Consider the following 13,367-nt stretch of genomic DNA (forward strand, 5'->3'; position numbering starts at 1 on the left):
TGTCGAGGATATTTGCCTCATCGCCTGTGACGGACTCAAGGGCCTGCCCGAAGCGTTGAACTCGTTGTGGCCGCGCGCGGACATCCAATGGTGCGTCGTACATTTGGTCCGGGCCTCGCTTCGATACGCGTCGAAGCGCTACTGGGGCCAGATCACGAAATCGCTGAGGTCCATTTACACCGCTTCCAACAGTGAGGCAGCCCAAGTCCTATTCGAGGAATTCGCCGACGAATGGGAGGACCGGTGCCCGGCGATGATCCGAATGTGGCGCACAAGTTGGGAAAACTTCGTTCCCTTCCTCGAGTTCCCACCCGATATCCGCAAACTCGTGTACACCACGAACCAGATCGAGAGCCTCAATGCGAGATTCCGTCAGGCGACCCGTCGGCGCGGCCATTTCCCCACCGACCAAGCCGCACTGAAAGTGCTCTATCTCGTTATCAGAAAACCCCTCAAAAACCGCACCAACATCACCGGAAAGACGGTAGGCTGGATGCAGGCATTGAACACACTGTCCATCTACTACGGTGACAGTATCAACGCTCAGTAACCAGGCAGGCGATCACCAGCCCGGCCACGAAGATCCTTACAGTCCCGTTAAGGGTTGCCGATGAGGCGGGCGATGCGGTCGATGTAGTCGGTTCGTCCGATGAAGCCGCCAAGGCGTCCTGGGGGAACTGCGAGGCCGTCGATGAGTGTGTTGAGGTGTTGGGTGACGTGTTTGGTGGCGGCCGCGTGGGCGTGGTGTAAGAGGTCGAGGTCGCCGGGGTGTAGTGAGCCGTGGTTGAGATGCCAGTTGGCTGATTCCAGGAGGGCGTTGATTCCGTAGAGTCGGTGTGCGGCGCCGAGTGTGGTGTGCCACTGACCTTCGGAATCTGTGACCGCCTTGTCGAACTCCTGGAGGGTTCGGCGTGTGATGTGTACGCGGGCGAGGTTCTCGATGTCGGGTAGGTGGGCGTTTGGGTTCTCGCGGTTGATGCGGTGCCGTAGTTGGTTGGCGAGGGCGTGTTCGTGGAGAGAGGCGAGGCGATACACCGAGCGCGGGTCCCCGAGGCTTGCGCTGGGGGCGTGGCGTCGGGCCTCGGCGTCGGTTCCTTCGATAAGCTGTTTGCCCGCTTCCAGCAGGAGGAGTCGTGTGTCTCCGCCTGCGGCGTGGAAGCTGCGGGCCATGTCTTCGTAGACGGTGAGTCGGTTGGCGTGCAGGACGCCTTGGAAACCGCAGAGGCGCCGGCAGGTGGCAGCAACGGTTTCGAGCGTGGTGGTCGCGGCTGCCTTGGCGAGGGTGCGGTCGCGGTTGGCGGCGAGCCATGGGGCGTAGCTGGCATTGTCGGTTGTGTCGGTTGTGCCGGTGGTTGCGGTGCTGCGGCGTTCGTTGATGAAGTCCCGGCGCACCTTGTCGACGTAGAAGCCGGTGGCGTAGACGTGAGCGACCGCTGATGCCAGTGCGATGCGGTGGGTGGTGAAGTCGAGTGCGGGTGTTCCGGGATGGCCGACGAGGCGTTGCGTGTTGTAGCGGGCGGCGATGGCGACCGTGGCGCGGGCGGCGGAGGCCAGGGCGACTGATGCTGAGGTGACGGCGGCGTTGACGCCGCCGAGGGAGCGGGCCAAGCGCTGCCCGGCCGAGAGGGGGTCGTTGACCTCGTTCCCGGTCAGGGTTGCGCTATCGGAAAGCCAGTAGCCGAAAGGGATTTCGGCGTTCTGAAACCGGATCACTGAGTAGTCCAGCGGCACCGGAGCGCCGCCGGGCAGCGTGGCGACGTGGGTGTGGGGGTGCGGGAACCGGAACGCGAAGGCGTGCACTCCGTGGTCGGAGTCGTCGACGATGAGTCGCGCGTTGACGACGGCCGTCCGCGCCAGGCCGGTCCAGCCGACGTTGGGCATGATCTTCAGCGCAGCGTCGTCGGGGGTGTGCAGGGTGAAAACGGCGCGGTCGCGGTGGTAGCGGGCTTGGGTGCGGATGTTGACCTGTGAGCCGCCGCGCCCGAGTTCGGTGGCTACGATCGCGCCGGGGGCGTCCATGGTGTCGAGGTCGGCGATGAGTGGATCCAGGTCGTCGTTGGGATGGCCGCATTCGACGAGGGCGGTGGTGGCGACTCCGTAGTGCACCATCGCGGCGTGCATCATCGCGGGGTCCACCATTCCGGCCCATTCCATTCCCGCGAGTAGCCGTTCGGGGCAACGATGCACTTCTCGGGCCGGCCCGAGTACCCGTCCGAAGGCTTGGAGCCGCTCGTAGGTGGCGTTGATGCCGGTGAGGTTCGGGTCGAACTCCGGTTTGCCGAGGAGTTGGTCGAGTTCGGCCCACACGGGCATGCGGTCGCCGAAGATCAGGTTATGCGTCATCGGGCGAGCACCTCGGTGTACCAGTAGCGGCGAAGGTTCCAGGAGCGCTGCGGGTGACGTGGTCGCGCCGCGGTCTGGGTGGGCGGGGCGGCGATGATGGCGTGGGCGTTCGCGCCGGAGAGCCCGAACGAGGAGACGGCGGCGCGGCGGCGGCCGTCGAACGGCCACGGCTCCAGCCCCGTCGGCACGCGCAGCGCGGAGTGGTCCCAATCGATGACGGGCGCGGGTTCCTTGTGGTGCAGCGAAGCGGGAACCTGCCCGTGTCGTAGCGCGAGGACGGTTTTGAAGAGCCCCGCGATCCCGGCGGCCGGTTCGAGGTGGCCGATGTTGGTCTTCACCGACCCGACGAGGCACGGATGGGGGTTTGCTCCGTATACCTCGTGCAGGGCGGTGAGCTCGACGGTGTCTCCGACTGTGGTGCCGGGACCGTGGGCTTCGATGTAGCCGATTTCGCTGGGGCGGCATCCGGCGTCGGTGAGGGCTTCTCGCATCATGCGAACCTGTCCCGGTACGCTGGTGGTGACGATGTTGCGGCCGGATCGGCCGTTGGCGTTGATGGCTGAGCCTTCGACGACGGCGTGGATCGGGTCGCGGTCGCGCACGGCGTCGGCGAGTCGTTTGAGCAGGACGACCGCGACGCCTTCGGCTCGGGCGTAGCCGTCGGCGTCGGCGCTGGCGAACGCGGAACGCCCCCGCGGGGACAGAGCCTTCGCAAGGCCGTGAGAGGGCCCGGCGTCGGGATTGAGAATGAGGTGGGCCCCGGCGGCGAACGCGGCGTCGACTTCGCCGCTGCGCAGGGCCTGGCATGCGGTGTGGATCGCGGTGAGCGACGCCGAACACGAGGTATCGAGCGTGATGGACGGGCCTTGGAGGTCGAAAAAATACGACACCCTGCCGGACAGGAAGCTCTTCAGCCCTCCGCCGGACAGCGAGTACATGTTCGGCGGTACGACGGGCGCGGACAGATCCCAGTAGTCGGAATGACTCTCACCGACCCAAACTCCGGTGCGAGGTCCCGCAAGGTCGGGCTGCTCGAGCCCGGCGTCGTCGATGGCTTCCTGTACGGCCATGAGCAGCAGCCGCAACCTGGGATCGGAGCGGTGCGCCTCCCTGGTGCTGAAGGCGAAGTGCTCGGCATCGAACTGGTCTACGCCAGTGACGAACCCGCCGGCCCGCATGATCGGTTGGTCGCGGTTGGCGACGCGGTCGGCAGGTACCGGTCCGACGGCGGTGCGGCCGTCGTGAAGCAGGTCCCAGAACTCGCCAGGGTTTTCGGCTCCAGGAAAGCGGCATGCCATGCCGATCACTGCGATCGGGCCGAGGTGGCGTGTGGCGGTGTGCGTATCGCGCGCGGTGATGCGGATGATCTCGTCGCGTTGTTCGTTGACGGTGAAATGTCCGGCGTCGAGGAGGTGGAGCGAGACGTTGGCGTACGTCGTTTCATGCCACGCGACAAGGTCGTCGAGCCCGAACAGGGGATCGCTGGTACCGCTGATGACGGTGATTGGGCAGGACATCGTGCGCCCCGTGGGACGGTAGTGACCGACCGCGGTGGCATCGGCGCGGATCACGTTGACATTGGCGTGGATCGCGTCACGGGCGGATGCTGGCGCCCCGCCAAGCCTGATGACTTCGGCGACGATGTCGGCATCGGGCAACTCGTGCAGGGACGAGAACCGGCGCGGCGGCAGCTGAGGTGACGGGGCCGACAGAATGAACAGCCGGTCCGGTCCGGGATTCGCGCGTTCAATGAGGGCGGTGGTGACGGCATGCGCCAGCCACGCGCCCATGGAGTGGCCGAGAAAGTAGTATCGACCGGTGAGCCGCGGGATGACCTGGTCGGCGATATCTTCGGCGAGCTTCCACAGGGATTGGGAGAGTAGTTCGTGGCCACGTGGTCCCCGGCCTGGTAAGACCACCGGGAGCACGTCGACTCCGGGGATACGCCACGCGTCGAACAGCGACACGGGCGCTCCGGAATAGGGAAAGCAGACCAGGTGCGCCCCGGCATTGGGGTTAGGGTCATGGCGCAGCCAGGAAATGGACGACACGGTCGGGTCCTCTCCAATGAACAGGCTAGTACTGGGTGAAGCCGCCATCGATGCTGATCGCCGCTCCGGAGATCGACCCTCCCTGAGGGGACGCGAGTACCGAGACGAAGGCCGCGACTTCGGAGGGTTCGACCATGCGGCCGAGATCCCCGGTGTAGTAGGCCGCGGCCTGACCGAAGTCGGCACCGGAAGTTTCGATGGCGCCCTGGAGTTCACGGGGAATCATGTCGGTGTCGGTGATGCCAGGGCAGACCGCGTTGGCGGTGACGCCCCGCGTGGTGACTTCTTTCGCGAGGGTTTTGGTGAAACCGATCAGAGCATGCTTGGCGGTGGTGTAACCGGCTAGCCCCGCGGCACCTGTTTTGCCCGCGATTGAGGACATGTTGACGATCCGGCCGTAGCCGCGCGGCAGCATGTGTCCGAGCACGGCGCGACAAGCCCAGAACGCCGAGTTTACATTCAGGGTGAACGCGCGATTGAGCGCATCATCATCCACGTCGGACACTGGTTTGCCTTCGTCGGTGACACCTCCGGCGTTGTTGATCAGCACGTCGATCCGCCGGTACTCGTCGACGGTCTCTTCGATCAGGCTGGTAATCTGTTGGGGATCGGTGACATCGCACGGGATGTAGCGGGCCCGGTCTCCCGCCCCGAGCTCGGCGATGGCCTTGCGACCCCGCTCGGCGGAACGTCCGGAGATCACGACGGTGCCCCCGTCGTCGAGGAGCTTTCTGGCGCAGGCCAAGCCAATGCCCGCGGTGCCACCGGTGATGACAGCGATCTGCCCCATTCGGGGTTCCTTTCCGTTGGTCAGGCTGCGGTGAAGGCCAGGACGGCGTTGTGTCCACCGAAGCCGAAGCTGCTGGAGATGGCGGTCTCGAAGCGGCCGGTGCGGACACTGGAGGTGACAAGGTCGAGTTCGCCTGCCTTGTCGCACGGAACCTGAAGATTCGCGGTCGGAGGCACCTTCTGCGCGCGCAGCGCGAGCGCGGTGTACGCGGCCTCGATGGCGCCGGCCGCGCCGAGCGTGTGGCCGGTGACGCCCTTGGTGGAGGTCACGGCTGCGCGGGGCATGAGGTCGGCGATCACGGCGGCCTCGACCGCGTCCCCGGTAGGGGTGGAGGTGGCATGTGCGTTGACATGGTCGATCTCGCGAGGATCGAGCCCCGCGTCGCGGCACGCGGCACGCACCGCTGCCTTGGCTCCGTGCCCTTCAGGGTGGGGCGCGGTGACGTGGTGGGCGTCGGCACTTGCCCCGTACCCGGCGAGCCGGGCGTAGGGTTTGACACCGCGGGCGACAGCGTCGGCATCGCGCTCGAGCACGAGGATCCCCGCACCTTCGGCCATGACAAAGCCATCGTGGTCGCGGTCGAACGGGCGAGATGCGCGAGCGGGTGTGTGTTTGCGGGCCCTTGTCAGCGCACGGAGTTTGTTGAACCCGGCCACGTGTAGCGGCGTGACACTGGCGTCCGTGCCCCCACAGACCACGAGATCGGCAACGTCGGAACGCAGCAAACCGAGTCCGATGCCGATCGCGGTAGCCCCGGACGCGCAGGCCGTGGAGACGACCATGTTGGGCCCCGTTGCGCCCAACTCGATCGACAGAATTCCGGAGACCATGTTCACCAAGCCCTTAGGCAAAAAGCGGGCGTTCACCGCGCCCGGCCCCTCGGTCAAGAGCATGGCGTGATTGGCTTCGAACGTTTGCGCCCCACCGAACGCGGTACCGATGATGACCGCAACGCGGGCTCCGTCGAGCACGGACGCTGTGATCCGCGCGTCGTTCAACGCGGCTCGCGCGGCGACGAGCGCGAACTGGGTGCTGCGGTCGTAGAGGCGGGACACCCGGCGCCCGGCGAGCCGGTCGACGTCGAACGTGTCCGGCACAATGCTGGCGAACCCTACCGGTGCATCGCCAAGCGCATCGACGAACCTGGTGGTCGGGCGTGCGGCGCAAACGGTGGCCCAGTTCGCGGTGCGCCCGACACCGGCCGGAGTGACGAGTCCGATCCCCGTGATCGAGGCGGGAGCGCTACCAGCCACGGCGCTATCCACCCACCTTCGCCGTGATGGTCTCGACCACCTGATTCACGGTGTTCTTATTGGTCAGCTCTTCATCGGCGATCTTGATGCCGAACGCCTGTTGCAGGATGTCGACAAGCTCGATCGTCGCGACAGAATCCACGCCGAGATCGTCCAAAGTGGTCTCTGGAGCGATGTCGTCGGCGAGGACATCGAAGTTGTTGCAGAGAACAGCGGAAAGATAGCGGGAAACGTTAGACATGGTTTGCTGTCTCCTGTGAAGCGAGGGACATTGCCGGACACCGGCTGAGCTTCATCACCTTGGCACGCGGCAGCAGCTCGCCGGTAGCCGCCGATCGTGTGCACTGACAGTGGTCGCCTGGTTACACATCGATGCAAACCCGAGAGTAGTTCGCAGAGCAATGCCTGCGCCGACTCGCGCCCTCACTCGGAAACGTTAACCCCGGTCACCGGCAGGTTGCGCTCGCAAGCTGACAGAAGAGGACCACAGGTACCGAGGACGTCAACCACCAACCCGGCCGTGCGAAGAGACAGCTATCACATCCTTTCGGGACAACTCCGTAATGGTCCGGCGTCAAGAATTTGCCCGGTATTTCGGCTAAAGAAATCAAAATGCCGGATGGGCGTGCTCACGGTCGACGTCGGGCTTTCGGCGGCAAATCGGCAGGACGACCATGATCCCGGCCTTGTGCACCTCGTCGAGCCCGCCGGACGCCCAAGTCGCGGTCCAACACGCGCTTCGCTCACCCGGACTCCGTGTGATCGACAACCCCGAGTGCCAAACCTTCTCCCGCAGTCCTAGATGATTGATTCCTGGGTTCTCAGTGGTCGTAGGCGGTGAGGGAGCGTTTGGCTGGAGTGTCGGTGGCCCAGTTGTGCCAGATGGCGGCGGCGAGTGCGAGGACGCGCTGGGCGGTGCGGGCCAGGACGCCAGCGGGTGTGCGTGCGCCGTGGCGTTCTAGCGATAGCTGGGCCTTGGTGGTGTTGATGATCGACTCGATGCGTTGCCGGATGAGGGCGAGGTTGCCGTGGCGCCGGTTCTCGTCACGGCGGTCGGGCCGCACGAAGGTGATGCCGAGCGCAAGCATGTCACGTTGAAAGTCCTTGCCAGCGAAGCCTTTGTCTCCGATCACGACAACCCCGGCAGGAAGGGCGGCGAGGTCGCGGGCGTGGCCCAGCAGTTCGGCGGCGACTTCGCGTTCGCCGATCTTGGGGTCGGCCAGGCACCACGCCAGCGGCATGCCGTCCAGGGTGGTGACCAGGTACAGCTTCAGGCCCAGTAGAAGCGCGAGTGCGAGGCGCAGTAGCCGTAGCCTGCCCACCCCGCCAGTGCGGAGCGTTTCACGGTTTCCCGGGACGATCCGCAGGGCACCGGCGTGGCGTCGATCAGGCGGAATTGGTCGGCAGCGGACGGGACTTGGCTGGCCAGCAGTTGGGTGGCGCGCATGATCAGCGGGGCTGCCGCGATCAGACGCTTGTGGTAGCCGGGTTGTTTGGGCAGGTAGGGAAACAGGTGCCCGAGCCTGCCGTAGCAGAACCGCAGCCAGTGGTGCTGGGACGGGTATCCCAGCAGGACCTGGGCCACGGCCAGGCAGATCAGTTCGGCGTCGGAGAGCTGCTTGCGCCGTCCGGGCCGTCGGTGCTCGGGCGGAACCACGCAGTCATCAGGCCGTGTCATGACAACCGTGTAAGCCACGGATGGACCAAGATCGGATCGCGCGACGCGATCCAGAAGGGCTCCATCTGTGACCGACAACACATCTCCTCAGGCTGGTGATTCCGAGGTGGGTAAGGCGCTCGCCGGTGCGTTATCGCCGGAGACCCTTGATGCTTTGGTGAAAGACGCCTACGCCAATGGTGGCGCTTTGGGTGCCCAGGAATTGCTGAATCGCATGACCAAGGCGGTGCTGGAGCGCTCGCTGGAAACCGAGATGACACATCATCTCGGTTATGAGAAAGGCGACCCCGCCGGCAACGGGAGCGGTAATTCGCGCAATGGGCGGTCAACGAAAACCGTATCCACGACGAATGGGCCGGTCGAGGTGTCGGTGCCGCGTGACCGGAACGGCTCGTTCGAACCCGCGATCGTGCCGAAACGGGCCCGCCGGCTCGGCAATATCGACGAGGCGATCCTGTCACTGTATTCACGTGGCATGACCACCCGCGATATTGAATCCCACCTGCATGAAATATATGGAGTAAACGCGTCACGAGAATTGATTTCCAATGTGACCGAGGTGGTGACCGACGAAATCGCGCTGTGGCAATCCCGTCCTTTGGGCGAGGTGTATCCCATCCTTTACGTGGACGGGCTGCGACTGCGGGTCAAGGACAAGGGCGTGGTCACCACCAAGGTCGGCTACCTGGCCGTCGGCGTGGCCCTGTCACGGTTTCCGTGGCTTACACGGAAACCGTGACAGGGCCAGTCATCACAGAACACGTAAAGTGCGGTCAGGAGGGTGTCAAGGTCGGTCTGCACAAACCTGATCTTCGACACCCTCCTCTCGCATCTCGCGCCGCCCCACTGCCCAAGATCCATTAGGAATCAGTCATCTAGGGGTTCGGGGCTGTACGACTGCGTGTCATCCCCATACGACAGCCGCACAGCTCGGCCTGCGGACCGGACCCGGCAACGCCATGTTCGGAACCCTCGGCAACGTTGAGGTCAATCCCGCGGCGGGGCTGCTCTTCCCTGACGGGGAGACCGGCAGCACACTCCAGCTCACCGGGACGCGCAGGTCGACCGGGACTCCGACCGGGCAGCGGCTGTCCCAGGAGCGCAGCGACTGGTCGAATTCACGATCACTGAGGTCGTCGAGATTCTTGGATCCAGCCCGTTGCGCTGGAGCGCACCGGTCTATTCACCCTTCAACCCCCTAGCCACGTAGTCGGTGCTCGAGCCCCGAACCCGTGAGGATCGACCATGAGAATCCATGTGGACATGGATCGGCTGCCGGAGCCACGGTCAGTGCGTTTTCGCCGCACCCGGGGTCTTCTCTTTCGACGACGACAATCTGGCCACGTGCAGATCGCCGACAAAACCCTGCGGGATGCCGTGGTCAAGGCAGCCGTGCCTGTCCCGTCCGGGGCCATCGCGTCGACGGCCCTGACCGCGGCGACGTCACTGGTGACGCTGTCGCCTCGGACTAGCGAATCGACACTTATCAGCTCGCCCGCGCCCGGAGTCGAATTGTGCGTGTGGACTCAGGTCAGTCCGACAGTGACAACAGCTCCCGTGGGTTGTCGTGCACGATCTGGCGCAGGTCCTTCTCGGGCAGGCCGAGGTCGAGCAGGGCTTCGGCCACCCGGCGGAACGCGTCTACCGGCCGTGGGAAGCCGGCCTGGCCGAGGTCGGAGCCGATGAGGGTGTTTTCGGGTCCGAGGGCGGAGATCCACTCCATCAGCTGCTCGACCGGCCATCGCATCTTCGCGCCCGGGTCGTACATGTGCAGCTCGTGCTCGATGCGAGCCCCGGCCTCGATGTACTGGGAGCACTGGCCGGGATCGGCGCCGATGACGAAGTCAGGGTGGGAGACGACGAATCGGCGGACGCCCCGCTCGCGGGCGGCCGCGAAGCAGGCGCTGATGTCGTCCGGGTGTAGGTGTCCGCCGTTGAGGACGGCGTCGTGCTCGGCGATCAGGTCGAAAATCGGTGCCAGCTCAGGAACGACCTCCCCGTCGCGGACGACCTCGATCCGCTCGGCGGTCAGTTTGACCGTCGGAGTGGGGAAACCCAGGTTCTCGGCGTGGCAGTCGATGTGCCGTCCGGAGGACACCGTCGGCAGGTAGACGACCTTGCCACCCAGCCCGAGGCAGAGTTGCACCTGGGCGAGGTTCAGCCCGCCGACCGTCGTGTTCAGCGCGACCGCGCCGATGACCTCCGTGGGGATGTCGGCAAGAAGCGGGCGCTGGGCAAGTACGTCCATCTGGGTGTTGTGGTGGTGGCATTTGGCCACCATCGCGCGCATCCGGAGGCGCTCCCAGCCGTCGCGCGCGCCGCCGGCGTGGTCGAACTCGCGGGGCATGGGGGAGGGGCCGGAGTGGCAGTGCATGTCGACGAGGCCGTCGAGAACCGCGGCGATGGCGTCTGTGGTCATCGGTCTGCTCCGTTCTGAGTGGTGTCGCGGTGGGCGTCGGTGACGAGTTCGCGTGCGGCCTGGCCGAGCAGCGACGCGTCGTTGGCGATCAGGACGAAGTCGTGGTGGTCGGCGAGCTCGCGGGCGGCCGCGGCCGTTCCCACGGCGGTGCCGAGTGGGAGCTCGAGTGCCTTGGCGGCGCTGGCCACGTCGTCGAGCAGTGCGGCGAACGCCGCGGAACCGGTGGTCAGCCCGGTGGCGACGGCGAGGTCGGCCGGGCCGACGAAGAGGGCGGCGACGCCATCCACCGCGCCGATCTCTCGGACGGCGTCGATCGCCTCGCGACTCTCCAGCTGCGGGATCACCGCGATCTCCTCGCCGGAGGCCCGGTAGCCGGCGACGTCGGCGCCCCACGCGCCAGCGCGCACGGTCGGGCCGTATCCACGGGTGCCCTGCGGGGGGAACCGGCCGGCGGAGACGACCGTGCGGGCGTCGGCTGCGGTGTCGACATGCGGGACCAGCACTCCGCTCGCGCCGGAGTCGAGGACCCGCGAGATCGTCGACGGCGTCCGGTCCGAGACGCGGACGAGAGCCGGGACCCCGCAGCCGCGTGCGGCGCCGAGCAACTGGTGCACGGTGAGGACGTCGAGCGGCGAATGCTCCATGTCCACGACGAGGAAGTCGAACCCGGCCTGGGCCAGCAGCTCGACGCTGTCGATGGTGGGCAGCTTGATCCAGGTGCCGAACGCCGTCCGTCCGAGGGAGACCAGGAGTTCGCGGAACGTGGTGATCACGGCTGCTCCGGCGCGGGGTATTCGGCGGCGTTGATGACCCAGCCCGGCTTGGCGGAGAAGTCGTGGCGCGGCGGGCAGAAAATGTCGATGAGCTGGTTGCGGACCTGGCTGACGGACTGGCTGGTGTGCACGGTTGGCGGCGGGATGATCGCGACCGACGGGCTGGCGACGTGCACGTGCTCGTCTTCGCGCCAGTCGGCCATGTCCGGGGTCCAGGGACTGCGGATGTGGTGGATGTACTGGCCGTCGACGGCGAGCGAGCACTGCTCGAAGTCGTCGTGGTGGTGCGGGGACAGCTTGGCGGGGTCGCGGGGGCCGAAGTCCGGGTCGAAAAGGTTCACCATGAAGGTGCTGCAGCGGAACAGGCGGCCGAAGCGGTTCTGTTCGTAGGGGTGCTCGGCGACGGGATAGACGCGTAGTGCGGGGCCGTCGACGGGGTCCGGCCATGGTGCGAACGGGGCGACGTTGGCGTGCGGTTCGGCGTAGTCGGCGTGGTTGCGGCAGCGGGCGAGCAGGTCGGGTGAGGCGGCGGAGAACAACCGGACGATGGCGGTGTCGGCGGTGACGTCCACTCGGCTCTCCCCAGCGGGGACGACAACCATCGCGGCGCCCTGCACAGTGGACTCGTCGCTGTCGGCGGTGAGCTTGGCGACCGCCGTGTCCTGGGGGAAGAGGACGACGTACTCGTCGGGCTGGCCGGTGCGCTCGAGGATCTCACCGGCGCGAGCCTGGGTGTAGGCGAGGGCGAAGTTCTGTCCGCGCACCCACCACGAGCGGCTGCCCTGGTCGCTGATTTCGTCCGGCTCCAGCGAGGTGAAGTCGAGGTACTGCGCGGCCGCGTTCGGCTCGGCCGCCCGGGCGGGGGAGGCGGTGAGCTGGCTGCGCGGGTCATCGGGTCCGTAGGCCATGTCGGGCTCCTCAGTCCTCGAGGGGGGCGCCACGATCGCTGCGTCGGAGGAGGGAAGCGCGCCGCCGAGACATGGGCGTCACCTCTGACTCCGTGGACATCGTGAACATCGTGTTCGGGTTTTGAACAAGCGCAGCCTGTCACAGCGCCTGCGGGCGCGCAAGAGCGTCCCGCAGGCGCGATCCTCGTCGCTTCGTCCGCAGAAGGCGACGGAACCGGCTCATCGGATTTCCCGGCTACTCTTGTCGTCGCGAGCCGATGGACCTACCGTATGACGAACATGATGGTCATATGACGAACGGATTGTGATGACAGAGTCGTCAGCCAGCCGCCCTGATGCGTCGCAGGGAGACATCCAGGCGGTGATGCGCGCGAGTCAGATTCTCGGGCTGTTCCGGCCCAGCCGCCCTGTGCTGACGGTCGCCGACGCCGCGGCCGAGCTGGGCCTGAACCGCACCACGACCCACCGCTACTTCACCACGCTGATCTCGGCAGGGCTTTTGGAACGTAGCCGGGACGGCTCGGCGTTCGTCCCCGGTGGTCTCCTGGTCCAGCTCGGTACTTTCTCGCTGGGCCGGCGGGCGGTGGTCGACATGGCGCCGCCACACCTCGTCGCCCTGGCCCGGACCACCCGGTTGTCCGCGGCGCTGAGTCTCTGGGGAGCGAGCGGCCCGGTTGTCGCGCGGGTCGAGGAGGACAACAGCAATCCCGTCGTCGTGTCCGTGCGGATCGGTCATCAACTTCCGGTCGACTCCGCGCAGTGCAAGGTTTTCATGGCCTTCATGGCCGACCAACTGCACGCCGACCGGCTCATGGCCTCCGCCGCCGGAACCGAGCGGCGCAGGCTCGCCGAGGACGTGGCACGAGCCCGCGAGACGGGGCTGGCCTCCACCCATATCGTCGACACCGACATCACCGCGGTCGGAGCGCCCGTGTTCGACGAGTCCGGCATCGCTGCGACCGTGGCTGTCATCGGCACCGCGCGCACCCTGCCCGTGCACACATCCGGCCCGGCGTGGCGCGACCTCGCCGTTGCCGCCTACGAGCTCAGCAAGGAGCTCGGTGGTGAGCACCACTACCCGCAGGATTTCACCGCCCTGCTCTGAACCGACGCCGCATTCCGGTCTCGGACGATGGGCCCGGACGGCGCGAC

General features: G+C 66.3%; 10 protein-coding genes and 2 pseudogenes. 3 read left to right on the forward strand and 9 right to left on the reverse strand.

Translation table 11 applies throughout. The features are described from left to right. Positions 1–550, forward strand: a 550-nt coding sequence (locus tag BA062_RS20340) for an IS256 family transposase (RefSeq protein WP_210406938.1), incomplete at its 5' end; no start/stop codon positions are given. Between the two features lie 47 nt (positions 551–597). Here BA062_RS20340 and BA062_RS20345 read toward each other — a convergent pair. From BA062_RS20345 to BA062_RS20370, 6 genes and pseudogenes are all read right to left on the reverse strand, one after another. Further along, a complete protein-coding gene (locus BA062_RS20345) occupies positions 598–2,343 on the reverse strand; it encodes an acyl-CoA dehydrogenase family protein (protein WP_110339113.1) in 1,746 nt (581 codons plus the stop codon). Beyond that, positions 2,340–4,394 carry a beta-ketoacyl synthase N-terminal-like domain-containing protein gene (locus BA062_RS20350; RefSeq protein WP_168214035.1) on the reverse strand — a complete coding sequence of 685 codons (2,055 nt, stop codon included), beginning with the start codon at positions 4,392–4,394 and terminating at the stop codon, positions 2,340–2,342. The genes BA062_RS20345 and BA062_RS20350 overlap by 4 nt, the downstream gene beginning before the upstream one ends. Positions 4,395–4,419: 25 nt before the next feature. Continuing rightward, positions 4,420–5,184, reverse strand: coding sequence for an SDR family NAD(P)-dependent oxidoreductase (locus BA062_RS20355; RefSeq protein WP_110339117.1), 765 nt, complete (start codon positions 5,182–5,184; stop codon positions 4,420–4,422). Positions 5,185–5,204: 20 nt separating this feature from the next. Then, a complete protein-coding gene (locus tag BA062_RS20360) occupies positions 5,205–6,437 on the reverse strand; it encodes a beta-ketoacyl-[acyl-carrier-protein] synthase family protein (RefSeq protein WP_110339119.1) in 1,233 nt (410 codons plus the stop codon). A 4-nt stretch (positions 6,438–6,441) separates the two neighbouring features. Continuing rightward, entirely contained in the window at positions 6,442–6,678 is a 237-nt protein-coding gene (locus BA062_RS20365) for an acyl carrier protein (RefSeq protein ID WP_110339121.1), read from the reverse strand. A 580-nt stretch (positions 6,679–7,258) separates the two neighbouring features. Next, positions 7,259–8,115: pseudogene (locus tag BA062_RS20370) on the reverse strand (IS982 family transposase). Between the two features lie 106 nt (positions 8,116–8,221). Between BA062_RS20370 and BA062_RS20375 the strand changes: the two are divergent. After that, positions 8,222–8,815, forward strand: a pseudogene (locus BA062_RS20375) (IS256 family transposase); the annotation flags it as partial. An 831-nt stretch (positions 8,816–9,646) separates the two neighbouring features. On the opposite strand, the gene BA062_RS20390 reads toward BA062_RS20375, so the two are convergent. From BA062_RS20390 to BA062_RS20400, 3 genes are read right to left on the reverse strand one after another with little or no spacing between them, the layout of a single operon-like run. Beyond that, a complete protein-coding gene (locus BA062_RS20390; protein ID WP_110339123.1) occupies positions 9,647–10,534 on the reverse strand; it encodes a DUF6282 family protein in 888 nt (295 codons plus the stop codon). Next, positions 10,531–11,307: an HpcH/HpaI aldolase family protein gene (locus tag BA062_RS20395; protein WP_110339125.1), complete on the reverse strand. Its 777-nt coding sequence runs from the start codon at positions 11,305–11,307 to the stop codon at positions 10,531–10,533. Before BA062_RS20395 ends, BA062_RS20390 begins: the two co-directional genes overlap by 4 nt. Then, entirely contained in the window at positions 11,304–12,215 is a 912-nt protein-coding gene (locus BA062_RS20400) for a cupin domain-containing protein (protein ID WP_110339127.1), read from the reverse strand. The genes BA062_RS20395 and BA062_RS20400 overlap by 4 nt, the downstream gene beginning before the upstream one ends. A gap of 364 nt (positions 12,216–12,579) precedes the next feature. Here BA062_RS20400 and BA062_RS20405 point away from each other — a divergent pair, with 364 nt between their 5' ends. Then, entirely contained in the window at positions 12,580–13,320 is a 741-nt protein-coding gene (locus BA062_RS20405; protein WP_245959921.1) for an IclR family transcriptional regulator, read from the forward strand. The last annotated feature ends 47 nt before the right edge of the window (positions 13,321–13,367 follow it).

Source organism: Prauserella flavalba (assembly GCF_003202235.1).
Lineage (GTDB): Bacteria > Actinomycetota > Actinomycetes > Mycobacteriales > Pseudonocardiaceae > Prauserella_A > Prauserella_A flavalba.